Source organism: Paenibacillus sp. CH40, assembly GCF_024213605.1.
Classification (GTDB): Bacteria; Bacillota; Bacilli; order Paenibacillales; family Paenibacillaceae; genus Paenibacillus; species Paenibacillus polymyxa_B.
Genome location: NZ_JANAVQ010000002.1, coordinates 261,719 through 287,573, shown reverse-complemented (window position 1 = coordinate 287,573; position 25,855 = coordinate 261,719). Strand labels below are relative to the sequence as shown.

The 25,855-nt window shown below is 45.8% G+C and carries 21 protein-coding genes; all 21 read left to right on the top strand.

Annotated features, from left to right (window positions below; translation table 11 throughout):
- Nucleotides 1-94: 94 nt before the first annotated feature.
- The 21 genes from NLX73_RS07720 to NLX73_RS07620 all read left to right on the top strand — a co-directional run bounded on the left by NLX73_RS07720 (nucleotide 95) and on the right by NLX73_RS07620 (nucleotide 25,655).
- On the top strand, nucleotides 95-4,411 hold the full coding sequence (locus NLX73_RS07720; protein WP_254325816.1) for a PolC-type DNA polymerase III: 4,317 nt from the start codon (nucleotides 95-97) through the stop codon (nucleotides 4,409-4,411).
- A gap of 312 nt (nucleotides 4,412-4,723) precedes the next feature.
- Nucleotides 4,724-5,185 (top strand): ribosome maturation factor RimP, encoded by a 462-nt coding sequence (gene rimP, locus NLX73_RS07715; protein ID WP_061829440.1) that lies wholly within the window; start codon nucleotides 4,724-4,726, stop codon nucleotides 5,183-5,185.
- A gap of 100 nt (nucleotides 5,186-5,285) precedes the next feature.
- Nucleotides 5,286-6,383 carry a transcription termination factor NusA gene (gene nusA / locus NLX73_RS07710; RefSeq protein WP_013309927.1) on the top strand — a complete coding sequence of 366 codons (1,098 nt, stop codon included), beginning with the start codon at nucleotides 5,286-5,288 and terminating at the stop codon, nucleotides 6,381-6,383.
- A 23-nt stretch (nucleotides 6,384-6,406) separates the two neighbouring features.
- Nucleotides 6,407-6,715 carry an RNase P modulator RnpM gene (gene rnpM / locus NLX73_RS07705; RefSeq protein WP_007430067.1) on the top strand — a complete coding sequence of 103 codons (309 nt, stop codon included), beginning with the start codon at nucleotides 6,407-6,409 and terminating at the stop codon, nucleotides 6,713-6,715.
- Nucleotides 6,708-7,031 (top strand): L7Ae/L30e/S12e/Gadd45 family ribosomal protein, encoded by a 324-nt coding sequence (locus NLX73_RS07700; protein ID WP_025720915.1) that lies wholly within the window; start codon nucleotides 6,708-6,710, stop codon nucleotides 7,029-7,031. The genes rnpM and NLX73_RS07700 overlap by 8 nt, the downstream gene beginning before the upstream one ends.
- Nucleotides 7,024-9,579: a translation initiation factor IF-2 gene (gene infB, locus NLX73_RS07695; protein ID WP_061829439.1), complete on the top strand. Its 2,556-nt coding sequence runs from the start codon at nucleotides 7,024-7,026 to the stop codon at nucleotides 9,577-9,579. Before NLX73_RS07700 ends, infB begins: the two co-directional genes overlap by 8 nt.
- A 20-nt stretch (nucleotides 9,580-9,599) precedes the next feature.
- Nucleotides 9,600-9,950, top strand: a complete 351-nt coding sequence (gene rbfA, locus NLX73_RS07690; RefSeq protein ID WP_010346342.1) for a 30S ribosome-binding factor RbfA — start codon at nucleotides 9,600-9,602, stop codon at nucleotides 9,948-9,950.
- Between the two features lie 51 nt (nucleotides 9,951-10,001).
- Nucleotides 10,002-10,979: a DHH family phosphoesterase gene (locus NLX73_RS07685; RefSeq protein ID WP_061829438.1), complete on the top strand. Its 978-nt coding sequence runs from the start codon at nucleotides 10,002-10,004 to the stop codon at nucleotides 10,977-10,979.
- Complete coding sequence (truB, locus tag NLX73_RS07680) at nucleotides 10,976-11,911, top strand: tRNA pseudouridine(55) synthase TruB (RefSeq protein ID WP_254325815.1); 936 nt, start codon at nucleotides 10,976-10,978, stop codon at nucleotides 11,909-11,911. Before NLX73_RS07685 ends, truB begins: the two co-directional genes overlap by 4 nt.
- Before the next feature lie 58 nt (nucleotides 11,912-11,969).
- Nucleotides 11,970-12,908 (top strand): bifunctional riboflavin kinase/FAD synthetase, encoded by a 939-nt coding sequence (locus NLX73_RS07675; RefSeq protein ID WP_250261598.1) that lies wholly within the window; start codon nucleotides 11,970-11,972, stop codon nucleotides 12,906-12,908.
- Nucleotides 12,909-13,040: 132 nt separating this feature from the next.
- Nucleotides 13,041-13,310 carry a 30S ribosomal protein S15 gene (rpsO, locus tag NLX73_RS07670; protein WP_007430074.1) on the top strand — a complete coding sequence of 90 codons (270 nt, stop codon included), beginning with the start codon at nucleotides 13,041-13,043 and terminating at the stop codon, nucleotides 13,308-13,310.
- Between the two features lie 214 nt (nucleotides 13,311-13,524).
- Nucleotides 13,525-15,627: a polyribonucleotide nucleotidyltransferase gene (gene pnp, locus NLX73_RS07665; RefSeq protein ID WP_250268111.1), complete on the top strand. Its 2,103-nt coding sequence runs from the start codon at nucleotides 13,525-13,527 to the stop codon at nucleotides 15,625-15,627.
- A gap of 230 nt (nucleotides 15,628-15,857) precedes the next feature.
- Nucleotides 15,858-16,862: a polysaccharide deacetylase family protein gene (locus tag NLX73_RS07660; RefSeq protein ID WP_250268112.1), complete on the top strand. Its 1,005-nt coding sequence runs from the start codon at nucleotides 15,858-15,860 to the stop codon at nucleotides 16,860-16,862.
- Between the two features lie 66 nt (nucleotides 16,863-16,928).
- Entirely contained in the window at nucleotides 16,929-18,194 is a 1,266-nt protein-coding gene (locus NLX73_RS07655; protein ID WP_254325814.1) for a M16 family metallopeptidase, read from the top strand.
- Nucleotides 18,172-18,618 carry a dUTP diphosphatase gene (gene dut / locus NLX73_RS07650; RefSeq protein ID WP_013309936.1) on the top strand — a complete coding sequence of 149 codons (447 nt, stop codon included), beginning with the start codon at nucleotides 18,172-18,174 and terminating at the stop codon, nucleotides 18,616-18,618. The genes NLX73_RS07655 and dut overlap by 23 nt, the downstream gene beginning before the upstream one ends.
- A gap of 184 nt (nucleotides 18,619-18,802) precedes the next feature.
- Nucleotides 18,803-19,702: a dipicolinate synthase subunit DpsA gene (gene dpsA, locus NLX73_RS07645; RefSeq protein ID WP_254325813.1), complete on the top strand. Its 900-nt coding sequence runs from the start codon at nucleotides 18,803-18,805 to the stop codon at nucleotides 19,700-19,702.
- The gene (locus NLX73_RS07640; protein ID WP_029517031.1) at nucleotides 19,699-20,292 is read left to right on the top strand and encodes a dipicolinate synthase subunit B; all 594 of its coding nucleotides are present in this window, start codon (nucleotides 19,699-19,701) and stop codon (nucleotides 20,290-20,292) included. Before dpsA ends, NLX73_RS07640 begins: the two co-directional genes overlap by 4 nt.
- A 134-nt stretch (nucleotides 20,293-20,426) precedes the next feature.
- Nucleotides 20,427-21,464 (top strand): aspartate-semialdehyde dehydrogenase, encoded by a 1,038-nt coding sequence (locus NLX73_RS07635; RefSeq protein ID WP_165175626.1) that lies wholly within the window; start codon nucleotides 20,427-20,429, stop codon nucleotides 21,462-21,464.
- A 23-nt stretch (nucleotides 21,465-21,487) separates the two neighbouring features.
- Nucleotides 21,488-22,705 (top strand): aspartate kinase, encoded by a 1,218-nt coding sequence (gene dapG / locus NLX73_RS07630; protein ID WP_013309940.1) that lies wholly within the window; start codon nucleotides 21,488-21,490, stop codon nucleotides 22,703-22,705.
- A 39-nt stretch (nucleotides 22,706-22,744) separates the two neighbouring features.
- On the top strand, nucleotides 22,745-23,626 hold the full coding sequence (dapA, locus tag NLX73_RS07625; protein WP_061829430.1) for a 4-hydroxy-tetrahydrodipicolinate synthase: 882 nt from the start codon (nucleotides 22,745-22,747) through the stop codon (nucleotides 23,624-23,626).
- Between the two features lie 349 nt (nucleotides 23,627-23,975).
- Complete coding sequence (locus NLX73_RS07620; protein WP_013309942.1) at nucleotides 23,976-25,655, top strand: ribonuclease J; 1,680 nt, start codon at nucleotides 23,976-23,978, stop codon at nucleotides 25,653-25,655.
- Nucleotides 25,656-25,855: the final 200 nt, after the last annotated feature.

The following is a 25,855-nucleotide window of genomic DNA, read 5'->3' as shown; positions in this document are numbered from 1 at the left end:
GAGGGCTACGAAAAGCTTTTGCGGTCGGAGATGTTTTTGACGCAGAAGCTTTTCATGTTTTCAGAATGGTAGATTTAAAATTGGGGGGAGAGCCATGGGCGGAGCTGAAGAAAAGAGAAAGCGGCTGGAACTGCTGATGAAGCAAGTTGGGATGCCAGCTGGAGTGGTTGAACCTTATTTTTTGGACGGTTGGATTGATCAAGTGGAGATTAGCCGTACCAATAAGGATTGGAATATCACCATTGCCAAGGAGACACTGGTCCCCGCTCAGGTGTATCGTACGTTCTGTATTCAAGTACAGGAAAAAATGAGTCATATCGCAAAAATTACGTTCCGTTTTCAGTATAGTGAGCAGATTCAGCCTGGTGATATCATCGGTGAATACTGGAAACTTTTTCTAGAATGGGTGCATCGTGAGATCCCATCTGTTAACGGTTGGATGAATCGGGCTGTGCATGAGTGGGAAGACGGTCTATTATTGCTGACGATGAGCGATAGTATGTCATTGGAACTGGCGCGTAAAAAACAGATAGATCAAGCTATCATCAAATTTTACGATAAATATTTCGGCCTCTCTATGCGCATTAAAGTCCAGGTGGGTGAAAGTAACCAGGAGGCATTACAGCAATTCCAAGAAAAGAAGATGCAGGAAGAACGCGAAGTTATTCAGCAGATGATGGAAAGTATGGAATCCGAAATGCCGCCTTTGGATGAAGAAGAAGGAGACGTACGGCTTCAATTTGGTTATGACATCAAAGAACCGGCTGTTCCGATGCAAGATATTCAGGACGAAGAGAAAAAAGTCACCTTACAAGGAACAATCTTCGGTTTGGATAGTAAAGAATTGCGCAATGGCAGTACGTTGTTTACGTATTATTTGACCGACTTTAGTGATTCCCTGCAAATGAAAATGTTTGCTAAAACTAAAGAAGATCTAAAGATCCTCAGTTTGTTGGCTAACGGGAAATGGGTCAAAGTGCGGGGGCGAGTTGAATATGATCGTTTTATGCAAATTCCCGAGCTGGTTATGATTCCTTCCGATCTAGTTGAAGTACAGGCTCCACCCACACGTAAGGATAATGCAGAGGAAAAACGGGTTGAGTTCCATCTCCACACAAAGATGAGCGCAATGGATGCTGTCGCCTCTATTGACCAATACGTCAAAACAGCCGCCAAATGGGGGCACAAGGCGATTGCGGTCACCGATCACGGTGGTGTGCAATGCTATCCCGATGCAGCAAAAGCAGCAAAGAAAAACGGAATTAAAATGATCTATGGTATTGAGGCCAACGTGGTTAATGATGCCGTTGAGGTTGTAATGCAGGCACAACCATTAAATTTGAAAACAGCGACTTATGTCGTTTTTGATATTGAAACCACCGGTTTATCGGTTACACAGAATAAAATCATTGAGATTGCGGCTGTAAAAATGCATGATGGCAAAGAAGTTGATCGTTATGCTACCTTTGTTAATCCGCATGAGCGCATACCATACAATATCCAGCAACTGACCAACATTAACGATGAAATGGTCAAGGACGCGCCGGATGTAGAACCTGTTATGAAGGAGTTTGTAGCTTTTGCTGGCGATGCTGTATTGGTTGCCCATAATGCGCGATTTGATGTCGGCTTTATCCAGGCGACCCTTCGAAATATGGGTTTGCCTGAAATGACCAATCCGGTACTGGATACGCTAGAACTGGCTCGTTTACTGTTTCCAACAATGAAAAACCACCGTCTGAATACGCTGACGACCAAATATAAAGTGGCGCTAGAAAGTCATCACCGAGCCATTGACGATACAGTCGCACTGACGGAAGTGCTGAATGGCTTGCTGAATGATGCGGAACAAATTAAGGGTTTAAAAATGCTCGATCGTCTGAATGATTATGTGGGTAAGGATTTATCGACCGTTCGTCCTTTTCACTGCTGTATTTATGCCCTCAATCCGATTGGTAAAAAAAATCTGTACAAGCTGGTTTCGATGTCTCATACCGAATATTTCAAGCGTGTACCCTGTATTCCTAAATCCAAATTGTCAGAAATGAGAGACGGATTGCTTATTATTTCTGGTTGCGAAAAAGGAGAGTTCTTTGAGGCTGTGTTAAACAAGTCCGAGGAAGAGGCCGAGGAAATTGCACAGTTTTATGATGTGTTGGAGATTCAACCTTTGACGATGTATATGCATTTAGTAGAAAAACAACTGGTAAGCGGGCCTGATGCTCTGAAAACGGCAATACGCAAAGTATGCGAAATTGGACGGCGACTTGATAAGCCCGTAATTGCCACAGGCAATGTTCACTATTTGGAAACTCGCGATAAGTTGTACCGTGATATTACGATACACGGCATTACGGGATTTAGCCCGCTAAAAGATATTCGTAAGCCAGATGCGCATTTACGCACCACAGACGAAATGTTGGCAGAATTCGAGTTTTTGGGCGAGGAGAAAGCCTATGAAGTCGTTGTGAAGAATACTAGTGAGTTGGCGGATCGATTTGAGGAGCTGGAGCTGTTCCCTGACAAGCTGTTCACACCTTTGCTGGATGGGGCGGACGAGGAAATCCGCAACACTTGCTACGAGACAGCTAAATCCATCTATGGTGAGGAATTGCCCGAAGTGGTTGTAGCCCGTCTTGAAAAAGAACTAGAGCCGATTATTAAATACGGTTTCTCTGCCAACTATCTCATTTCCGAGCGTTTGGTTAAAAAGTCTAATAAGGATGGATATCTGGTAGGTTCACGGGGTTCTGTTGGATCTTCTGTGGTCGCTACCTTTCTCGGTATTTCCGAGGTTAATCCACTGCCTGCACATTATATTTGCGGTAATCCTGAATGCAGACATAGCGAATGGATTTTGGACGGTAGTGTGCCGAGCGGATTTGACTTGCCGGACAAAAACTGTCCCAAATGCGGTGGCAAACTGAAGGGTGAGGGACAGGATATTCCGTTTGAAACGTTTCTTGGGTTTAAGGGAGATAAAGTTCCCGATATTGACTTGAACTTCTCTGGCGAATATCAGCCTGTCGCACATAACTATACGAAAGTACTGTTTGGTGAGAAAAGTGTATTCCGTGCTGGAACCATCGGTACAGTTGCCGAGAAAACAGCCTTTGGCTTTGCAAAGAAATATGAAGAGGCGCATCATAAAAAATGGCGTGGGGCTGAGCTGAACAGGCTGGCTTCGGGCTGCACAGGGGTCAAACGCAGTACCGGGCAACATCCAGGCGGAATTGTCGTTGTTCCCGATTATATTGAGGTCGAGGATATTACGCCGGTACAGTACCCCGCCGATGATACAAGCTCGGAATGGAAAACAACGCATTTTGATTATCACGCTTTTGATGCGAATCTACTCAAACTCGATATTCTGGGTCATGATGATCCGACCATGATGAGGATGCTTCAGGATTTGACTGGTGTCGATCCTACGACCATTCCAATGAATGATCCAAAGGTGATGAGCATGTTCAACTCTACGGAGGCGCTCGGTGTAACACCCCAGCAAATCCGCACACCTGTAGCTACCTATGGTGTACCAGAAATGGGGACAAAGTTTGTACGCCAAATGCTAGTAGAGTCGCAGCCCAGTTCTTTTGCTGACTTACTGCAAATATCCGGACTGTCTCACGGCACGGGCGTATGGTTGGGGAACGCACAGGAACTGATTAAGAATAATACCTGTAACATCAAGACTGTAATTGGTTGCCGTGATGACATCATGCTATTTTTGATTTACAAGGCAGGGATGGACGCAGGTCTGGCCTTTAAAATTACGGAGAGCGTACGTAAAGGTAAGGGGCTTAGTGCTGAATGGATTGAGGAAATGAAAAAATGCAAGGTGCCACAGTGGTATATTGATTCCTGTCTGAAAATCCAGTACATGTTTCCGAAGGCGCATGCTGCGGCCTACGTTATTTCAGCAGTGCGCACAGCGTACTTTAAGCTGTATCATCCGATTGAGTATTATGCGACTTACTTTTCAGTACGTGCAGCCGATTTTGATATTGAGCTGTGCTGTCAGGGATATGATGCAATCGCACGGAAGATTGTCGAAATCGAGCAACTCGGCTTTCAGGCACCGCCCAAAGAAAAAGGGATGCTTCCGATCCTGGAAATGGCTCTGGAAATGACGGCTCGCGGGTTTAGTTTTAAATCCATTGATTTGTACCGTTCTGAAGCTACACGCTTCAAGGTGGATGGAGATTCACTCATTCCGCCATTCGGAGCTCTTCAGGGAATTGGAGACAATGCAGCACGTAACATCGCAGCCTCCCGTGAACATGGTGAATTTTTGTCTGTCGAGGATTTTCAACAAAAATCGAAAGCTAGTAAAACCATTGTCGAAATGCTGTCCCAGATGGGTTGCTTTCGAGGTCTGCCAGAGAGTAATCAGCTGTCTCTGTTTTAATCCGAACCACAGTAGTCAAGCTCTGGCACTTGTCACATAACTATGGTTATGTTATAATTTTTTTGGTAATCATGGAGATAAAACCGTTGCTAAAAGAGTGGGGAAACCCACTCTTTACTGTTTGATATACAGTTACAACGTGAAAAGGTTATTTTTGGGCACGAAACCGGTACGCCGGTTTATTTGCAGTGAGCCCGAAATGAACATTACATCAAATGAAAATGAAAAAGCCGGTGATGGAGAAGCATTGTCCATGGTAATAGGGCGTCTTTTTTTCACCACAGGAAAGTTCACTTTTGGAGGTTATAATCTTTGAGCACACCAAAGATCAAATCAGTAGTAGAAGAAATGGCCCAACCTTTCCTCGATGAGCATGGTTTTGAACTGGTCGATGTCGAGTATGTCAAAGAGGGCAGCAATTGGTTTCTTCGCGTTTTTGTGGACAAAGACGGAGGAATTGATCTGGACGACTGCAGTATGATCAGTGAATATCTGGGTCAAAAGTTGGATGAAAATGACCCTGTTTCTACAGCATATTTTCTGGAAGTGTCTTCACCAGGCGCCGAAAGACCGCTGAAAAAAGCGGAGGACGTTACTAAAGCGGTAGGCAAAAACGTATTCGTTACTACATACGAGCCGATCAACGGCCTGAAGGAATTCGAAGGTCGTTTGCTTTCTTTTGAAGACGGGGAACTTACCGTTCAAAGCGGACAAAAGAAGCATGCCATACCTTATGACAAGGTAGCTGGTGCAAGGCTCGCGATCATATTTTAATTCAGATTTGACTGTTGCTGTTTGACATGTACTACATGTTTTTTGCCTCGTGTGCCGACCAGTACGCAGGTGCATCATTTGAAAGGGGGAGCAGTAATCCATGAGTATGGATTTTATTGAAGCAATGAACGAGTTGGAAAGAGAAAAGGGGATCAGCAAGGATGTGCTGTTTGAGGCCATTGAAGCAGCCTTGATTTCCAGTTACAAACGGAATTTCAATACCGCACAAAACGTGCGTGTTGATATGAACCGCAACTCGGGAGTCATTAAGGTATATGCCCGCAAGTTGATCGTTGAGGAGGTATTGGATCCTCGCACCGAGATTTCGTTGCCTGCGGCCCGTGAGATTAACCCGCATTTTCAGTTGGAAGATATCGCTGAAATCGAAGTCACACCACGTGATTTTGGACGGATTGCTGCACAAACTGCGAAGCAAGTCGTGACCCAGCGTATCCGCGAAGCGGAACGGGGACTGATCTACAACAAGTTTGTGGACAAGGAAGAAGATATTGTAACAGGAACTGTACAGCGCCAAGACCCGCGTAACATTTATATTGATCTTGGTAAGGTGGAAGCGGTTCTCCCGTTAGGTGAATTGATGCCTAATGAGAAATTTAGCCATCTGGATCGAATCAAGGCTTATATTACCAAAGTAGAAAACACAACCAAAGGACCGCAAATTATGCTGTCCCGATCACATCCGGGTCTGCTTAAGCGTTTGTTCGAACTCGAAGTGCCTGAAATTTTTGATGGTGTTGTAGAGATTCGTTCCGTAGCGCGTGAAGCAGGCTTCCGTTCTAAAATCGCGGTTCATTCCCGTAACGCCGAGGTTGACCCGGTTGGCTCTTGTGTGGGTCCTAGAGGAACACGTGTACAGACTATTGTAAATGAGCTGCGTGGCGAAAAAATCGACATTGTACGTTATTCCGATAATGTTGATGAATACGTGGCTAATGCGCTGAGCCCATCCAAGGTGCTCGAAGTGCAAGTATTTGAAGAAGAGAAAATGGCGCGTGTTATTGTGCCTGATTATCAGCTTTCTCTTGCTATTGGTATCAAAGGGCAAAATGCTCGTCTTGCTGCTAAGCTTACGGGCTGGAAAATTGATATTAAGAGTGAAACACAGGCGGAGGAAGAACTCGGCAGACCGAGAACATCCACCGATGAAATGCATCAGGATTCCGTTTCTGTAGATTAAGCGGAGTGTAGGGGGGTTAATGCATGAAACAGAGAAAGATACCTTTGCGCAAATGTGTGGCCTGTCATGAAATGATGCCAAAAAAGCAGTTGATCCGTGTCGTCAAAACCCCTGAAGACGAAGTGTTGATTGACTTGACTGGCAAAAAGTCGGGACGCGGCGCTTACTTGTGCGGCAAAGCCGCCTGCTTCAAGCTGGCTCAAAAGAGCAAGGCACTGGATCGAGCATTGAAGCACTCGGTTCATCCTGATATTTATGAGCAGCTAAGTCGTGATTTTGCTGCCGTCGAGGAAGAATTCCTGGCGGCACAAGGCAGCGTGCAGGATGAATAAGGCGCTGTCTGGATTGGGTCTTGCCATGAGAGCTGGCAAGCTGCTAACAGGTGATGAGATCGTTTTTAAAGCGATCAGGTCTTCAGAAGCCAAGCTGGTCATTCTTGCGAAAGATGCTTCAATGAATACTCAAAAGAAATTCCGCGACAAATGCGGGACGTACAAAATCCCCTTATTGATAGGATTTGACCGGGAAAGCTTGGGAAGCAGTATCGGCAAACCTGAACGGGTTGTGCTGGCTGTGACGGATCAAGGATTCGCGAAATTGATCAAGAAACATGCGGGGATAATGTCGGAGGTGGAGTATATTGAGTAAACAAGAAAGCAAAGACAAAGTGCGGGTATACGAATACGCCAAATCGTTGAACATGAGCAGCAAAGAAATTATCACCATTCTTAAACGGCTGGATATTCCCGTGAACAACCATATGAGCGTCATGGAACATGATGCCGTAGGTAAAGTGGAAAGTTTTTTTAAGAATATTAAATCCAATGCTGCGGCCAAGCAAGGCGGAGCAGGTACGGCGCAAGTAAGCTCGAATCAGGCCGGTTCAAGCCAGAATAGTAATCATTCAACTGAGCAAACCAAAAATCAACAGGAAAAGCAGGTAAGTATGAATAGGACAAACAACAACCAAAACAGTAACCGAAGCAGCGCTCCTAAAGCGCAAAGCAGTCAGCAGGGCGGTCAAAACCGCAGTCAACAAAGTACTAGCAGACCCACTGGTCAGCAAAGTACACAAAACCGCAGTAATGGTCAACAACAGGGAGGACAACAGCGTCCTAGTGGCAACACAGGTTCACGTCCTCAAGGTAACCAAAGCACTAACTCACGCCCTCAGGGAAGTAGTCAGGGTGGTACGGCTGTAAGAACATCATCCTCCACAGGTAGCAACAATGCGAACCGTAGTGGTGGCAACCGTACAGGCAGTAACTCCAACAACGGTGGTAACCGTTCCGGTCAAGGACGTTTTGACGATAACCGTCAAGGCGGCGGACGCGGTGGTAACGGTGGTCGTGGAGGCAATAATCGCGGTGGCAGTAATCGTGGCGGGAAATTTAACAATCGTGGTAAAGGTCAACAACAGGAACGTCGCGAGAAAATCGACAACACGCCTAAGAAAATTATTGTGCGTGGTGAGATGACCGTAGGCGAAACAGCCAAGCTTCTTCATAAGGATGCATCAGAAGTCATCAAAAAGCTGATTATGCTCGGAACGATGGCGACCATTAACCAGGAACTGGATATGGATACCATCCTCTTGCTTGCCGGAGACTTTGGCGTCGAGGTAGAAGTGAAAATTCCGGTCGAAGAAGATCGTTTTGAAACCGTGGAAGAAAATGATGATCCTGCAGATCTGAGAACACGTCCACCAGTTGTAACGATTATGGGTCACGTCGATCATGGTAAAACAACTTTGCTGGATGCCATTCGCTCGACTAATGTAACCGGTGGCGAAGCTGGCGGTATTACACAGCATATTGGTGCATACCAAGTTGAAATTAATAGCAAAAAAATCACTTTCCTGGATACACCGGGTCACGAAGCCTTTACCGCTATGCGTGCACGTGGTGCTCAAGTGACAGATATGACGATTATCGTGGTTGCAGCTGACGACGGTGTTATGCCACAGACGGTCGAAGCTATTAACCATGCGAAGGCAGCAGGTCTGCCAATTATCGTAGCTGTGAACAAGATCGACAAACCGGATGCCAACCCGGATAAAGTGAAGCAAGAACTCACTGAATATGAATTGGTACCTGAAGAGTGGGGCGGCGATACGATTTTCGTCAACGTTTCCGCGAAACAAAGAATGGGTCTGGAAGACCTGCTCGAAATGATTCTGCTCGTAGCTGAAGTGAACGAGTACAAAGCGAACCCGAACAAACGGGCACGTGGTACCATCATCGAGGCAGAACTGGATAAAGGCCGCGGTTCTGTAGCCCGTATCCTCGTTCAGAACGGTACACTGAAAGTCGGCGATGCTTTCGTAGCGGGTAACTGCTTCGGACGTGTGCGTGCCATGGTCAACGATAAAGGTCGTCGTCTTAAGGAAGCGGGTCCTTCCACTCCAGTTGAAATTACTGGTTTGACAGAAGTTCCACTTGCTGGCGATCCATTCATGGTGTTTGAGGATGAGCGCAAAGCTCGTGCTATTGCTGACAGACGTGCGATCACGCAACGCCAATCTGATCTGGGCAGTAATACCCGCGTAACACTGGATGACCTGTTCCAACACATCAAGGATGGCGAAATGAAGGATCTGAACGTCATTATTAAAGGTGACGTACAAGGTTCCGTCGAGGCGTTGAAAGGTTCCTTGAACAAGATTGAAGTCGAAGGTGTGCGCGTTAAAATTCTTCACAGTGGTGCAGGAGCAATCACCGAATCCGATATTATTTTGGCCGCAGCTTCCAATGCTATTGTCATTGGTTTTAATGTTCGTCCGGATAACCAGGCGAAATCTACAGCGGAAGCTGAAAAAGTGGACATTCGTCTACACCGTGTCATTTACAATGTCATTGAAGAAATAGAGCAAGCCATGAAGGGCATGCTGGATCCTGAATATAAAGAAAATGTGATTGGGCATGCTGAAGTACGTAACGTATTCAAAGTTACTAAAGTCGGTACGATCGCTGGTTGTATGGTGACATCCGGTAAAATTACCCGTTCAGCAGAAGCACGTCTGATTCGTGACGGCATCGTCATTTTTGAAGGTAAAATCGACTCACTGAAACGCTTTAAGGACGACGCAAAAGAAGTTGCCCAAGGTTACGAATGCGGTATTACCCTTGATGGCTATAATGATGTTAAGGAACTCGACATTATTGAAGCGTTCGTCATGGAAACAGTGGAGCGCTAACGGCAGAGAGGTGAGCATCCATGGCTAAAATACGTACAGGTCGGGTTGGCGAGCAGATCAAGAAGGAGCTCAGCCAACTCATACAAACTGAATTAAAAGACCCCCGCATCGGTTTTATCACCGTAACGGGTGTCGATCTTACAAATGATTTGTCCCAAGCGAAAATATACTTGAGCGTGCTCGGGGATGAAGAACAGAAAAATTCTTCCCTGAAGGCATTGGACAAAGCGAACGGTTATCTTCGTTCTGAACTCGGCAAACGGATACGGCTGCGCCATATCCCTGAGTTGATTTTCAAAATTGACGAATCTATTGCTTACGGCAGTCGAATTGAAAAACTGCTGAGTGATATCGACAAGGATGAAAAATAAAACTTTTAGTTTGTCTGAAGGAACCATGAACTGAATGTAAAGGAGAAGGCAATGCATACCTATGAACAGGCGCTTCAACAAGCGAAGGAATTTATTCTGGAGCATGATGATTACCTGATCGTATCGCATGTACAGCCGGACGGAGACGCAGTCAGCTCCACCGTAACGGTGGGCTGGCTTCTCTCATGTCTGGGGAAGAAATTTACCATGCTGAATGAGGGGCCTATTCCCAAACGTATGGATTTTTTATGGCATGCCGATGAGATTATGGATATGAGCCAGCAACCGCCAGAACGGAAATACAACCGGATCATTTGTGTAGATTGTGCGGATTACCGTCGTGTTGGTTTGACAGAGCAATTTTTTTCGGAAGATGCCATTATCCTGAATATTGATCATCATCCAACCAATGATGCTTACGGTACAGTTAATGTGATTAAGCCGGATGCTGCGGCAACAGCAGAAATTCTTTTTGACCTACTGAAAGAGTTTGCAGTAACCTGGGATGTCGAAATAGCTACGGCTTTATATACAGGGTTGCTAACGGATACAGGAGGTTTCCGTTACTCGAACACTTCACCGAAAGTGATGTCTACTGTGTCACAGCTACTTGCTTACGGTGTAGATGGTCCATCTTTATCCGAGAAATTGCTCGAGGAAATGACCTTTCCACAAATGAAGGTGTTAACAAAAGCATTGCAAACGCTCACGATGTCGGAGGATGGAAAAGTTGCTTGGGTCGTAGTAACCCCTGACGACATGACGGATTGTGGTGCTGTAAATGAGGACTTGGAAGGCATCGTGAATTATCCAAGAAATATTCGTGGAGTTGAAGTAGGCATTTTCTTTAAGGTTATTAATGATCAAGCGGTCAAGGCCAGCTTGAGATCGGCAGGGAATGTTGATGTAGCTGCGCTGGCTCAATCATTTGGGGGCGGTGGACATGTACGTGCAGCTGGCTGCCGGCTAGAGGGTAAGCTGGGAGATATCATTGAGACAGTTGTAGGGCGGGTGAAATCTGAGCTATGAACACAATAAAAAAGGAACAGGCAACTTGGGAAGGCATTCTACCTGTCTATAAACCTGCTGGATTTACCTCTCATGATGTGGTGGCCAAGGCTCGCCGTTTATTAGGTATGAAGAGAATCGGACACACTGGAACGCTTGATCCGCAGGTAACCGGTGTTTTGCCCTTGTGTCTGGGACGTGCTACCCGTGTGGTGGAATACATGCAGGAGCGGCCCAAGGAATATCGGGCTACACTGCGATTAGGAATTGCCACGGATACCGAAGACCTGACTGGGAAAATCACGGAAGAGAGTGAACGTCCCGTAGAGGTGACGGAAGTGGAAGTCAAAGCGGTCCTGAAGCATTTTGTTGGTATGATTTCCCAAGTACCTCCAATGTACTCCGCGCTAAAAGTGGACGGCAAACGTCTATATGAACTGGCTCGAGAAGGCAAAACCGTGGAGCGCAAAAGTCGTGAAGTGAGCATTTACGAGTTGGAAATGACGGGATTCGCGGAGACGGGGGTGTATGTGGATATTTCTTTTCGTGCCTTATGCTCCAAAGGTACTTATATCCGTACACTATGTGTTGATATTGGTCGTGAATTAGGATATCCTTCCACGATGGTCAAGCTGGAGCGAACCATGTCTGCGGGAATTCCTGCGGAACGTTGTCTGACTTTCGAAGAAATAGAGCGTTTCGTTGCGGATGGCAGTCTTGGAGAGCGACTTATTACAACGGATCAGGCGATTGACTATATGCCTGAGCATATAGTGGCTGAAGCCAAGGTAACTGCGGCTCTGCAAGGCCAACGCCTGTCGTTGAATATGATTTCACCACCTGTGACGGACAACCAGCCCTTCCGTTTGTATAAAGAGGATAAAACGTTTTTAGGCATATATGGTCGGGATGAATCAGACGCGATCGCTCCCATTAAAGTTTTTTTACCTTGAATTGTGCTATAATTTTGACGAAGTTAGTCAAATGATGTGAAATGCAGGTGAATTAATAATGATTACCGTATCGTTATCTTATCCATTGAGTGATGAGCTTTTGCAGCAATGGGGACGTCCACAGGTCACGGCGATCGGTCAGTTTGATGGTCTTCATCTGGGACACGCAAGCGTGATACGTAAGGCCGTTGCGCTGGCTCGTGAACAGCAGGTGCCGGTATCTGTCATGACATTTCATCCTCACCCGAAGGAAGTCATGAAAAAAGGCGATTATGAAGGTTATTTAACACCGCTTGCGGACAAGCAGACTATTCTGGCTGATATGGGTGTGGACGTACTTTATATTTTGAGTTTTAACGAAGAATTTTCCAAGGTCAGCCCTGAGGCGTTTATGAGCGACGTGCTGCTTCCATTGCACATTCGAACAGCGGTAGTAGGCTTTGATTTTCGGTTTGGCCACCGGGGAGCCGGGCATGAGGATACACTTCGGAAGCTGGGAGGAGAGCTGATGTCGGTGCACACCGTACCACCGTTCGAACTGGATGGGGACAAGGTGAGCAGCTCTGGCATTCGCCGTGCTTTACAGACCGGAGATCTAGCACATGCCTCTCGCTGGTTGGGACGTCCTTATCGTATCCAGGGTACTGTAATGGATGGAGAGAAGCGCGGACGTACGATCGGTTTTCCGACCGCTAATCTCAAACTGGATGACACTTACGTGATTCCGATTAAGGGTGTGTACGCTGTACGGGCGCTTGTAGGGGATCGTTGGATAAACGGTGTAATGAATGTAGGGGTTAAGCCTACTTTTCATGAAGGTGTGCTGAATCCGTCGTTTGAGGTACATTTATTTGATTTTAATCAGCAAATTTATGGAGAGTCTGTTCTTGTGGAGCTTCACCACTATATCCGCCCTGAACGCAAATTCTCTTCGGTGGATGAGCTGATCAACCAAATTGGCAATGATGCACAAACGGCTAAAAAGCTGTTAGGCTAATTTATTTACATAAGACAGGCGCTGTGTTATACTGACTTATGTTGTGTAAACAACGATGAACCTTAGCTTGGTTGTCCGCTTTCACCGGCGGCTACGAGGCTAATGGCGATTATAATGAAGGAGGTGAACAGGATGGCATTGACTCAAGAGCGTAAACAGCAATTGATCGAGGAGTACAAAACTCATGAATCCGATACAGGATCACCAGAGGTACAAATCGCTATCCTTACTGAAAACATCGTCAACTTGCAAAGTCACTTTCGTTCGCACAAGAAAGACCATCACTCCCGCCGCGGGTTGTTGAAAATGGTCGGTCAGCGTCGTAAACTTTTGGCTTACCTGAAGAAGACTGATGTTAAACGTTACAGTGCGTTGATCGAGCGTCTCGGACTGCGTCGTTAATTTTCAGACATGTAATGAGAAAAGAAGCCTGGTTGTTCACCGCTTGTCCCTGCTAAGGCGACGGCGGACAGCAGCCGGGTTCTTTTTTGAAATGAGGAATCTTTTTTTGAATTACATATCCTGATTTGTCTGCTAGCTTCTTATGAATAAGACCTGCGCAGGAAATACTGGATATGTATAGAACTTTTACAATGAAATGAAATGGAGGGATACCATGGAGCAACGCGTAGAAATGCAGCTCGGCGGAAGAAAGCTGGTGTTGGAAACAGGACGTCTTGCGAAACAAGCCAATGCGGCAGTTAAAGTGAGCTACGGAGAAACAGTTGTGCTTTGTACCGTGACCGCTTCCCGTGAACCGAAAGATTTGGACTTTTTTCCACTGACCGTAAACTATGAGGAAAGATTGTATGCTGTGGGGAAAATTCCTGGCGGATTTATTAAACGTGAAGGACGTCCGAGTCAAAAAGCGATTTTGTCCAGCCGTTTGACAGACCGTCCAATTCGCCCATTGTTCCCGGAAGGTTTCCGGAATGATGTACAGGTGTTGAATCTGGTTATGAGTGTCGATCAGGATTGCGAACCTGAAATTGCAGCAATGATCGGAACCTCGGCAGCACTTAGCATTTCGGATGTGCCTTTTAATGGGCCAATCGGTGGAGTCGCTGTAGGACGTATAGACGGGCAATTTGTGATTAACCCGGATATTGCACAGCAGAATGCAAGCGATCTGTACCTGGTTGTAGCCGGAACGAAAGATGCCATCATGATGGTAGAAGCCGAAGGCAATGAGATTCCAGAGGAAGTTATGCTGGAAGCTATTATGTTCGGTCATGATGAGATTAAGAACATTGTGGCAGTTATTGAACAATTGGTGCAAGTAGCAGGTAAAGAGAAAATGCAGGTTAAACTGCATGCTGTTGATGAAAAAGTGAACAGTGAAGTACGTGCTTATGCAGCTGAACGTTTAATGCAAGCTGTTAAAATTGCAGAAAAACATGCTCGTCAAGAGGCAATTGATGCAGTCAACGAAGAGACAGTTGCCCATTTTGAAGCACAATACATAGAGACACCTGAGCTTTTGAGCGACGTGAGCGAAGTTCTCTATGATATCGTTAAGGAAGAAGTACGTCGTCTGATCACGCATGATAAAGTGCGTCCTGATGGTCGTAAGCTTGACGAAATTCGTCCGATTGAAAGCGACACTAGCATTTTGCCGCGTACTCATGGTTCGGGCTTATTTACACGCGGTCAAACGCAAGCACTTAGCATTTGTACACTTGGTGCATTGGGTGATGTACAAATTTTGGACGGTATTGATCTGGAAGAAACAAAACGCTTCATGCATCATTACAATTTCCCGCCATTCAGCGTAGGTGAGGCTCGTCCTTTGCGTGCGCCAGGTCGTCGTGAAATCGGACATGGTGCTCTTGGTGAACGTGCGCTTTCCAAAGTAATTCCTTCCGAAACTGAATTTCCATACACCATCCGTCTGGTTTCCGAGGTACTGGAATCGAATGGTTCGACTTCACAAGCTAGTATTTGTGCAAGTACACTGGCTATGATGGATGCAGGTGTACCGATTAAAGCTCCGGTTGCAGGTGTAGCCATGGGATTGATTAAGGATGGAGACCATGTTTCCGTATTGACTGATATCCAAGGTATGGAAGACCACCTGGGCGATATGGACTTTAAAGTTGCTGGTACCGCGGAAGGCGTAACTGCCATTCAAATGGATATTAAAATTAACGGTATTGACCGCCAGATTTTACAGGATGCGCTCAAGCAAGCTAAAGAAGGACGTTTGTTCATTCTTAGCAAAATGATGGAAGCGATCCAGAAGCCGCGTGAGCAGTTGTCTCCGTATGCTCCAAAAATTATGACGATGCACATTAACCCGGACAAAATCCGTGATGTTATTGGGGCTGGTGGTAAAATCATCAACAAAATCATCGAAGAAACCGGCGTGAAAATCGATATTGAACAAGATGGTCGTGTGTTCATCGCTTCCACAAATCAAGAGATGAATGAAAAAGCACGTTCCATTATTGAGGGTATCGTAAAGGAAGTCGTGATCGGTGAGATTTACATCGGTACAGTAAAACGGATTGAGAAATTCGGTGCATTTGTTGAAATTTTACCGGGCAAAGATGGTCTGGTTCATATTTCTCAACTGTCTACTGAGCGTGTAGCCAAAGTTGAAGATGTAATTGCTATTGGGGATACAATTACGGTGAAAGTAACCGAAATTGATCAACAAGGTCGTGTCAATCTGTCCCGTAAGGCTGTTCTGACTGCAGAAGCACCTGCAAAATCCTAGGTATCTGCATGTTGCAGACTAGAAAGGCAGGAGTAGCTTTTCGTATTAACAGTACAAGGGATTTGAATAGCATTGTTTAAGCTTTAGGAAAGAGGCAGAGCTACGTTTCTGGCTCTTTTTTCATACATATGCACAAGCTGCACCCAAGTGAGCTTCTAGAGCTTGCTACGTCATAGTTCTTGTCCTCGCCGCATACAATGTGGACAAACGGGCGGGGGGATGAAGGAATTATGAGTAGGGCAAAACGAGCAGTGTGGGTGGTAGCCAGTTTAGCCATCACACTCGTAATCGGGCAGTTTAGTGGGGTTCGTGACTATGCTAGTCAATTACGCAATGGAGACGTTACAGGGGTTAAAGAGCCAGAGGCTGTAACCACGATGGCGATAGCAGCTTTGCCCGACAATGCGCTTATGCAGCGACTAAGAACAGAAGCAGCACGTCAGCGGCGGGAACCAGTTGATGCCAAGATCGACAGGGTATGGAAGGCTATTCCAGGCTATAACGGACTGGAGGTGGATTTGGATGCTACCTATCGCAAAGCGATTGCATCTCCGGATCGACCCATTCAATATGTATATCGGCAATTGGCACCTAAAATACATTTAAATCAGCTTGGTAATGTTCCAATTTACAGGGGGAATCCCGAAAAGCCGATGGTATCTTTCATGATCAATGTAGCATGGGGGAATGAATTTATCCTGCCGATACTGAACACGTTGGATCAGGAAAAGGTCAAGGCTACATTTTTTCTTGATGGAAGTTGGTTGAAAAAAAATCCTGTTCTCGCCAAGGAGATTCAAAAAAGAGGGCATGAGCTTTCGAACCATGCATACTCTCATCCAAATATGAGTCGTCTGAGTCGGGCCAGAGCCACACAAGAAATTGAAAAGACTCAAGTGCTTCTTCAAGAAACTTTGGGTATCAAAAATAACTGGTTTGCCCCTCCATCGGGTGATTTTAATCAGCAAACGGTGGATATAGCAGCAGAACGTGGGCTCAAAACAGTGTTGTGGACATTGGACACTGTAGATTGGAGACATCCGTCACCGGAATCGGTGATTAACAAAATCAGCAGTAAGGTTGAATCAGGCTCCCTGATATTGATGCACCCAACAGATTCCTCATCGGCTGCTCTCAAAGGCATGATTCATGCTATTCGTAGTAAGGGACTTGTGCTCGGAACTGTCAGTCAGACACTTTCCCCTGATCGGCAACTACCTGCTCCGGTTGAGTGAACGTCTTTTTTCTGTTAGGATTGAACATTATGGCTAAGTATGCAATTCAGTTTAGGAGGGCCAATCGTGGAAAGAATTCAACTTAAAAACGGCCTAAGAGTGGTCATTGAAAAAATTCCAACCGTACGTTCAGTTTCTTTCGGTATCTGGGTTAAAACTGGCTCCCGGAATGAAACGCCGGACAATAGCGGTATTTCTCATTTTATCGAACACATGCTTTTCAAAGGAACAGAGCGTTTTAACGCTAAGGAAATCGCTGAGCAATTCGATGCCATCGGAGGAAATGTTAATGCTTTCACTTCGAAGGAATATACATGCTATTATGCCAAAGTATTGGATGAGCATCTACCGATCGCAGTTGATGTGCTGTCTGATATGTTTTTTAATTCCAAACTAGATCAGGAAGAATTGGCAAAAGAGAAGAATGTGATTTTGGAGGAAATCTCCATGTACGAGGATACACCGGATGATATGGTGCACGATCTTGTATCTCGCGCGGCCTATGGTGAACATCCACTGGCTTATCCGATTCTCGGAACCGAAGATCACCTGCTTGCTATGGATAGCTCACACCTCAGTCATTATATGAAGGAGCATTATACAATCGACAATACAGTTATCAGTGTGGCTGGTAATGTTGACGATCGCTTGGTAGAATTGTTGGAGCGACATTTTGGACATTTTGATAATCATGGAACCGTTTCGCCGCTGACAGTACCTGTGTTTAACGGTGAGCTGTTGTATCATGAGAAAGCAACGGAGCAAAATCATATTTGTTTATCCCTGCCTGGATTTGCAGCGGGTGACGAGCTCCAGTATGCTATGGTTTTGCTGAATAACGCGATCGGCGGCGGCATGAGTTCACGTTTGTTTCAAGAAATTCGGGAAAAGCGTGGACTGGCTTATTCGGTCTATTCCTATCATAGCTCTCATGCGGACAGTGGGTTGTTCACGATCTATGCAGGTACGGCTCCTAAGCAAACAAAGGACGTGCTGGATTTGGCGCTGGAGCTTTTACGAGATGTGGCTGTCAACGGTTTGGACGCTAATGAGCTTCGTAAAGGTAAGGAACAATTAAAAGGAAGTTTGATTTTAAGCCTTGAAAGTACAGGTAGCCGGATGAATCGGCTTGGAAAAAATGAATTAATGCTCGGTCAGCATTATACGCTGGATCAAATGATCGAACATATCGAGCATGTGACGGCAAATGATGTGAACAAAGTGCTGGATCGGATGTTCTCGGAGCCGTTTGCCCTGTCGATGGTGGGAGCGAGTGATTCAGCGGTAAAGGATATGAGGAGGGACTATTTTGTTAACTTACGTGGAAATTAACAGACTTGCGGGCAATGAAGATATTGAGCTGCCCCGCAAAATGTCAGAGCTTGCATCAGGGTTTGACTTGTATGCAGCAGTACAGGAAAATCTGGTACTGGAACCCGGCAAACGTTGCCTCGTTCCAACTGGATTTGCAATAGCTATGCCAGCGGGATTGGAGGCACAAATCCGTCCGCGAAGTGGACTGGCTCTTAAGCATGGTATTACCTGTCTCAATACACCGGGAACGATTGATGCGGATTATCGTGGGGAGATCAAGGTACTTCTTATTAATTTGGGCGAAGAATCGTTCACGATTACGCGCAATGAGCGAATTGCACAAATGGTATTTCAGGTTGTACCTGAGGTAGAGCTGAAACAAGTAGACCAATTATCTGAAACAGTGCGTGGTGCTGGAGGCTTTGGCCATACAGGACGCTGAGCTATGGTTGGTTTGCAATGTAAGAATGTCTATTTTGTAAAAGCTTCAAATTTACTTGCTTAAGAGTAAGTATGCATATAAAGGTCGCCTCATCAAGGGGCGGCTTTTTTTTGTGTTTTTTCACCCCTCTCCGGGCACTCGCATAGACTAAAAGCATATCGTGTCTCGGAAAGGAGTGATCCGGATGCTAACAGGAATACGCGTCGTTGTTTTGGGTGGCGATGCGAGGCAGCTTGAGGTAATCCGCAAATGTGTGGACATGGATGCTACCGTCAGTGTGGTCGGTTTTGACAAGCTTGAAGTACCACTCAAAGGAGTGACACTAGAACCAATGTCTGTCAAGCTGCTGGAATCGTCAGACGCACTGATTTTGCCGGTGGTGGGATGCGATGAGGAAGGCAACGTAAATGCACTTTTCGGAGCACAGAAGCTCCAGTTTCTGAATGAACATGCTGCTGCTCTTCCACCGCATTGCGTTGTATATACAGGGATGGCGCGGACGTACTTAAAAGAAATTTGTACCAGACATGAGTTAAAGCTGGTAGAGCTGCTGGAGAGAGATGATGTGGCCATATACAACTCTATACCTACGGCCGAAGGCGCACTGATGATGGCCATTCAGCATACTGATTTTACGATTCACGGTGCAGATTGTATGGTTCTAGGCATGGGACGGACTGGATTTACCATGGCAAGAGCACTACAGGGGTTGGGAGCCAGAGTGAAGGTTGGAGTACGGCGGGCAGAGGATGCAGCAAGAGCCGTGGAAATGGGTTGGGAGCCTTTTATGACAAGGGATTTGGCGCATGAGACAAAGGGAGTTGACTTGATTTTTAATACGATACCCTCTATGATTATCACAGCGCAAATCCTGTCTAAATTGCCATTGAGCACCGTGATTATAGATCTTGCTTCCGCCCCGGGCGGATGTGATTTCCGTTATGCGGAAAAGCGTGGAATCAAGGCTATGCTTGCCCCTGGTCTTCCCGGTATAGTTGCTCCCAAAACTGCTGGTGCCATTATAGCGAATACGCTGGTGCAGTTGTTAATGGAAGATAATCCTGATCGGGGGAATGCACAATGAGTTGGCAAGGGAAAACAGTAGGTTATGCAATTACAGGCTCACATTGCACATTTGAAGAGGTAATGCCTGTTATACAGCGCTTTGTTGATGAGGGTGCGAAGGTCGTTCCTATTATATCCAATACAGTACTAACAACGGATACGCGCTTTGGTACTTCGCAAAGTTGGCAAAAACAGTTGAAAGATATAACAGGGAATGATATCATTTCTACAATTGTGGAGGCTGAGCCACTGGGTCCCTCCCAAATACTCGATGTGTTGGTGATTGCACCTTTGACGGGGAATTCGATGAGTAAGTTAGCGAATGCAATGACAGACAGTCCAGTTTTGATGGCTGCCAAGGCGCAATTGCGCAACGGTCGTCCACTTCTTTTAGCTATATCTACTAATGATGGACTGGGTCTAAATGCTGCCAATATCGCCAAATTACTCGTAGCCAAAAATATCTTTTTTGTGCCGTTCGGACAGGACAATCCAGTTAAAAAGCCGAACTCGCTTGTAGCTAACATGGAGTTGATTCCGGAGGCTGCTTATGAAGCATTGCAGGGCAAACAGCTTCAGCCGATGATTGTGGAACGCAAGACCCCATGAAGTATTATAGTTAACTGCTGAGCATCCCTCGCCTAGAAGATGATTCGATATTGTATCGGGTCTAATTTCTTGTTGGCGGTGGATGCTTTCAGAATAAAAAATGGTTTTTTAGTCGAGAAGGGGAGATACACCAGATGAGCAATAGAAAGTTTAATGTAGCTGTCGTTGGAGCGACAGGCGCTGTAGGAGAACAGATCGTAAATCTGCTGGAAAAACGGGATTTTCCTGTGGACAAAATCAAATTTCTTTCTTCGCCTCGTTCTGCCGGCACGTTAATTAGCTTTAAAGGTCAGCAAATTCCAGTAGAGATTGCTACCCCCGACAGCTTTGAAGGAATCGACATTGCTTTGTTTAGTGCAGGTGGAGACGTAAGTAAGGAATTGGCGCCGCATGCTGTTCGTCATGGGGCAGTTTGCATTGACAACACCAACGCATTCCGAATGGATCCGACAGCTCCTCTTGTAGTGCCTGAGGTGAACAGCGACAAAATTGCCGAGCATCAAGGAATTATTGCGAACCCGAACTGCTCCACCATTCAGATGGTAGCTGCTTTGAAACCATTATATGATCAGTATGGCATTTCTCGTATCATTGTATCCACATACCAGGCCGTTTCCGGCGCTGGAAGCCGAGCTATTGATGAATTGAATCGTCAAAGCGCAGCGATTCTGAACGGAGATGAAGTTCAGCCTGATCTGTTGCCAGTAGGCTCGTTGCCAGTAAAGCATCAGATTGCTTTCAATGCTATCCCGCAAATCGATAAATTCCAGGACAATGGTTATACACTGGAAGAAATGAAAATGGTACGTGAAACGAAAAAAATACTGGGTGACGAATCTGTGGACGTAACAGCAACGTGTGTGCGTATTCCTGTTGTATACGGTCACTCGGAATCTGTATATGTAGAACTTAAAAAAGATTATGATTTAGAAGAAATCCGCAATCTGCTGGCTTCGGCACCAGGAGTAACGCTGGTGGACGATCCTGCTGCTCAGCTTTATCCACTGGCATCTGATGCTGCAGGAAAACCTGACGTATTTGTGGGGCGTGTACGCCGTGATTTGGGCAATAGCCGTGGATTGAATTTGTGGGTCGTATCCGACAACCTGCTCAAAGGAGCAGCATGGAACGCGGTGCAAATCGCGGAAATTATTGCTGCAAACGCGGAGTAACGTTCCGATATGGGGGAAGAATAATGGGTATTTTGGTGCAGAAATTTGGGGGAACCTCGCTGTCCACACCTGAAGCACGTCAACTTGTGCTGGCACATGTGAAGCGGGAGCTGGAACAAAATCTTCAATTGGTTGTTGTTGTGTCGGCCATGGGGAGAAAAGGAGAGCCTTATGCCACCGACACGCTACTGGATTGGGCGGCGTCTAACGGCGACAGTCTTCCGAAGCGCGAACGGGATTTACTGCTGTGCTGTGGTGAAATCATTTCTGCTGCTACATTATGCAGCCTGATGGAGAAGGAAGGTATTCCTGCTACGGTGCTAACTGGGGCACAGGCGGGCTTTATTACGGATGATCAATACGGCAATGCTCGTATTTTGGATATAAAGCCAGACCGTGTTGTTGAAGAGTTGAACCAAGGCAGAGTTGTCATTGTGACAGGTTTTCAGGGACAAACAGCAGACGGTGATATGACTACCTTGGGTCGGGGAGGCAGCGATACGTCAGCTACTGCTCTGGGTGCTGCTCTACATGCGGATATGGTTGATATTTATACGGATGTAAATGGTATATTGACTGCCGATCCGCGCATTGTGGAAAACGCAAAGCCACTTACACATGTTAGCTATACGGAGATTTGTAATATGGCTCATCAGGGAGCAAAGGTTATCCATCCTCGTGCTGTTGAAATCGCCATGCAGGCTAATATCCCGGTCCGTGTTCGCTCTACCTTCTCCGAAGGAGAAGGTACGTTAGTTACCCACCCGGAAGGCTTTAAAGACGTGCAGGCAGACATCGTAGACCGTTTCGTGACCGGTATTGCGTATGTCGGCAATGTCACTCAGATTAATGTTGAATTAAAGCCGGGTTTGGAGCACTTGCAATTACAAGTATTCAAATCTATGGCTGAACATGGAATTAGCGTTGACTTTATTAACGTAACGCCATCGGGGGCAGTTTATACTGTGTTCGATCATGATGGAAGCAAAGCGGTTGAAGTATTGAACGGTTTGGGTCTAGAACCTAAGATACTGGCCGGGTGTGCTAAAGTTTCTGTCATAGGCGGTGGTATCAACGGGGTACCAGGCATTATGGCGACAATTGTGGAGGCATTGGCAGAATCAGACGTACAGATCCTTCAATCCGCAGATTCCAACACGACGATCTGGGTACTTGTTAAAAAAGAAGATATGGTGCAGGCTGTACGCGCATTGCATAATAAATTTGAACTCCATCAATAGGCGCATTGTCCGTGCTCGGACTTGCAAAAAGGAGGCAGCATGGTGAACTTCGGCAGATTGATTACCGCAATGGTGACACCTTTTGATAAGCAAGGAGAGATTGACTGGACTGCATTGTCCTCGTTGATTGATTACTTAATAGAAGAACAGCACTCAGAGTCGCTTGTTGTATCTGGAACAACAGGGGAGTCTCCTACCCTGAGCGATGATGAAAAAATCAAGTTGTTTGCATTTGTTGTAGAAAAAGCAGCTGGACGATGTAAAATTATTGCCGGGACTGGAAGCAACAATACACGTCACTCCATTCATCTAACCCGTGCCGCGGAGCAGGCAGGAGCAGATGGTGTTCTACTGGTAGTGCCATATTATAATAAACCGAATCAGGAAGGGATGTATCAGCATTTCGAAAGTATTGCGAACTCCACATCCCTCCCAGCTATACTGTATAATGTTCCAAGTCGTACTGGAGCGAGTCTAACAGCTGAAACAACACTGCGCCTTGCACAAATTCCGAATATTGTGGGAACTAAAGAATGTGCATCACTTGCGCAGGTCACACAGATTGCAGCGGCAGCGCCAGAAGGTTTTCTGGTTTATTCCGGGGATGATGCTTCTGGGTTGCCTGCTATGGCTGTAGGTGCTTATGGTATTATCAGCGTAGCGAGTCATGTGGTAGGTGCTGAAATGAAACAGATGATCGATTCACTTGTAGGAGGACACTCGCAGGAGGCAGCAAAGTTGCATCAGCAGTTGTTCCCTATTTTCAAGGGCTTGTTTGGCTGTCCTCATCCTCTGCCTAATCCGGTGGCAGTAAAATATGCATTGGAATTACGGGGGGTTAAGGTAGGTTCGGTTCGGTTGCCGCTCATTCCTCCAACTGAGGATGAAGCGGAATTTATTAAGAAATTATTTACCCGCTAAAGAGAAATAGGAATGTAAGATGTTAATTAATACTAAGGAGTATCCTTGTTAAGGGCAGTCGGTAGGTACAAAACCGATAGGGTTTATTGTCTGACAAGGTTCCCAGCGTGAAGGGCGTTCTTATAGGACGCCCTTTTTGCTGTGCTTTTAACCATGTATGTAGACAAAATGACAGATACTAATGGTTTCAGACGGCAATGGGAAACCTAGCGTAACGAACAGGATGACTTGTTTTTTCGTATTTTAATCATGTATAATGGGGTCAAGTGACTGGGTGCGGTATTTTTTTGAAAATTAAATAAACAAATCAAGGTACGACGTCCAACTACCATAGGAGGTTTAGATTCATTTGTCTAAAAAAACAAACAACGATAAATTGATGATTTTCGCTTTGGGCGGCGTCGGTGAAATCGGGAAAAATATGTATGTCGTTCAATACGGCAATGACATTGTCGTGGTGGATTCCGGTTTGAAATTCCCGGAAGAGGACATGCTGGGCATTGATATCGTTATTCCTGATATTTCCTACCTTACAGAGAACCGCGACAAAGTAAGAGGCATTGTGCTGACTCATGGTCACGAGGACCATATCGGCGGTTTGCCTTACGTGTTGAAACATTTGAATGTACCAGTATATGGTACCAAATTGACGCTGGGATTGGTGGAAAACAAGCTGAAGGAAGCGAATCTGCTTGGTGAAACCAAACGTATTTTGATCAATGCTGATTCTGAAATCAAGCTGGGTTCCACACTGAAAGCAACATTCTTCAGAACCAACCATAGTATTCCAGATTCTGTAGGTGTATGTATTGATACTCCTGAAGGCGCTGTTGTTCATACAGGTGACTTCAAATTTGACCATACTCCGGTCAACGGACAATATGCAGATTTGCAGCGTATGGCTGAAATTGGAACACGTGGCGTACTGGCTCTTTTGTCAGACAGTACGAATGCCGAAAAACCGGGCTTTACACCTTCGGAAAAGAGCGTTGGTATTGTCCTGGAAGACATTTTCCGCAAGTCGAGACAGCGTGTGGTCGTAGCTACTTTTGCTTCTAACGTACATCGTATTCAACAGGTAATTAATGCTGCTGAAGCAACGGGACGTAAAGTAACAGTTATTGGTCGAAGCATGGTTAATGTCGTAGGTATTGCTTCGGACTTGGGCTATTTGGAAATTCCAGATGGAATGCTGATTGAGCCTGAAGAAGTTGGCAAAATGTCAGCGGATCGTGTAGTTATTCTCTGCACAGGTAGTCAGGGTGAACCGATGTCAGCTTTGACAAGAATGGCTCGTTCCACACATCGAAAGGTTGACATTCTTCCAGGGGATTCAGTCATCATCGCAGCTACTCCAGTACCAGGTAATGAAAAATACGTTGGACGCACAATTGATGAGCTGTTCCGTCTGGGTGCCAATGTATATTACAGCGCAGCTAATCCAGGTATCCACGTTTCTGGACACGGAAGCCAGGAAGAACTCAAGCTGATGCTAAATCTGATGAAACCAAAGTTCTTCTTGCCAATTCATGGTGAGTTTAGAATGCAACGTCGTCACGCTCTTCTTGCTGAAGGCGTAGGTATTGAGCCTGAAAATATCTTTATCACGGATATCGGTGAGGTCATTGAAATTCAGAATGGTGGAGCACGCAGAGCTGGGAAAGTTACAGCAGGTAACGTACTGATCGATGGACTAGGCGTAGGGGATGTAGGAAATATCGTATTGCGCGACCGAAAATTGCTGTCACAGGATGGTATTTTGGTAGTTGTTGTTACGCTGAGCAAGCAAGACGGAACGATTAAATCGGGACCAGATATCATTTCCCGAGGTTTCGTATATGTCCGTGAATCGGAAGGTTTGCTGGATGAAGCGAATCGTATTGTCTCAAGTACACTGCATAAGCTCATGAGTGAAAATGTAAATGAATGGGCTTCCCTCAAGACAAATGTCAAGGATGCACTAGGTCGCTTCTTGTATGAGCAAACTCGTCGGAGACCGATGATCCTGCCAATTATAATGGAAGTGTGATTCAATTGAAATTTGTTCAAAAACCTGAATTAAAAACTTAAGTCACAGGCACACAGTCGCCTCTCTTCCCGCAGGAAATATTGGACGGTTTCCGCGGGAGGAGAGGCTTTTTTGATTTTCCGGGATAAGGAAAATCATGGAGTCGGGTATAAGATATTCCATTTCCATCCCATACTATAGGGTGAATACGGGTCATATAG

What these genes read in the sequence shown, in the direction of transcription:
- NLX73_RS07635 (WP_165175626.1), top strand. Translation starts at nt 20,427, where the DNA reads ATGAGCAATAGAAAGTTTAATGTAGCTGTCGTTGGAGCGACAGGCGCT.
- NLX73_RS07660 (WP_250268112.1), top strand. Translation starts at nt 15,858, where the DNA reads ATGAGTAGGGCAAAACGAGCAGTGTGGGTGGTAGCCAGTTTAGCCATC.
- truB (WP_254325815.1), top strand. Translation starts at nt 10,976, where the DNA reads ATGAACACAATAAAAAAGGAACAGGCAACTTGGGAAGGCATTCTACCT.
- rpsO (WP_007430074.1), top strand. Translation starts at nt 13,041, where the DNA reads ATGGCATTGACTCAAGAGCGTAAACAGCAATTGATCGAGGAGTACAAA.
- pnp (WP_250268111.1), top strand. Translation starts at nt 13,525, where the DNA reads ATGGAGCAACGCGTAGAAATGCAGCTCGGCGGAAGAAAGCTGGTGTTG.
- dapG (WP_013309940.1), top strand. Translation starts at nt 21,488, where the DNA reads ATGGGTATTTTGGTGCAGAAATTTGGGGGAACCTCGCTGTCCACACCT.
- nusA (WP_013309927.1), top strand. Translation starts at nt 5,286, where the DNA reads ATGAGTATGGATTTTATTGAAGCAATGAACGAGTTGGAAAGAGAAAAG.
- NLX73_RS07640 (WP_029517031.1), top strand. Translation starts at nt 19,699, where the DNA reads ATGAGTTGGCAAGGGAAAACAGTAGGTTATGCAATTACAGGCTCACAT.
- rbfA (WP_010346342.1), top strand. Translation starts at nt 9,600, where the DNA reads ATGGCTAAAATACGTACAGGTCGGGTTGGCGAGCAGATCAAGAAGGAG.
- NLX73_RS07685 (WP_061829438.1), top strand. Translation starts at nt 10,002, where the DNA reads ATGCATACCTATGAACAGGCGCTTCAACAAGCGAAGGAATTTATTCTG.
- dpsA (WP_254325813.1), top strand. Translation starts at nt 18,803, where the DNA reads ATGCTAACAGGAATACGCGTCGTTGTTTTGGGTGGCGATGCGAGGCAG.
- rnpM (WP_007430067.1), top strand. Translation starts at nt 6,407, where the DNA reads ATGAAACAGAGAAAGATACCTTTGCGCAAATGTGTGGCCTGTCATGAA.
- NLX73_RS07700 (WP_025720915.1), top strand. Translation starts at nt 6,708, where the DNA reads ATGAATAAGGCGCTGTCTGGATTGGGTCTTGCCATGAGAGCTGGCAAG.
- NLX73_RS07720 (WP_254325816.1), top strand. Translation starts at nt 95, where the DNA reads ATGGGCGGAGCTGAAGAAAAGAGAAAGCGGCTGGAACTGCTGATGAAG.
- dapA (WP_061829430.1), top strand. Translation starts at nt 22,745, where the DNA reads ATGGTGAACTTCGGCAGATTGATTACCGCAATGGTGACACCTTTTGAT.
- NLX73_RS07675 (WP_250261598.1), top strand. Translation starts at nt 11,970, where the DNA reads ATGATTACCGTATCGTTATCTTATCCATTGAGTGATGAGCTTTTGCAG.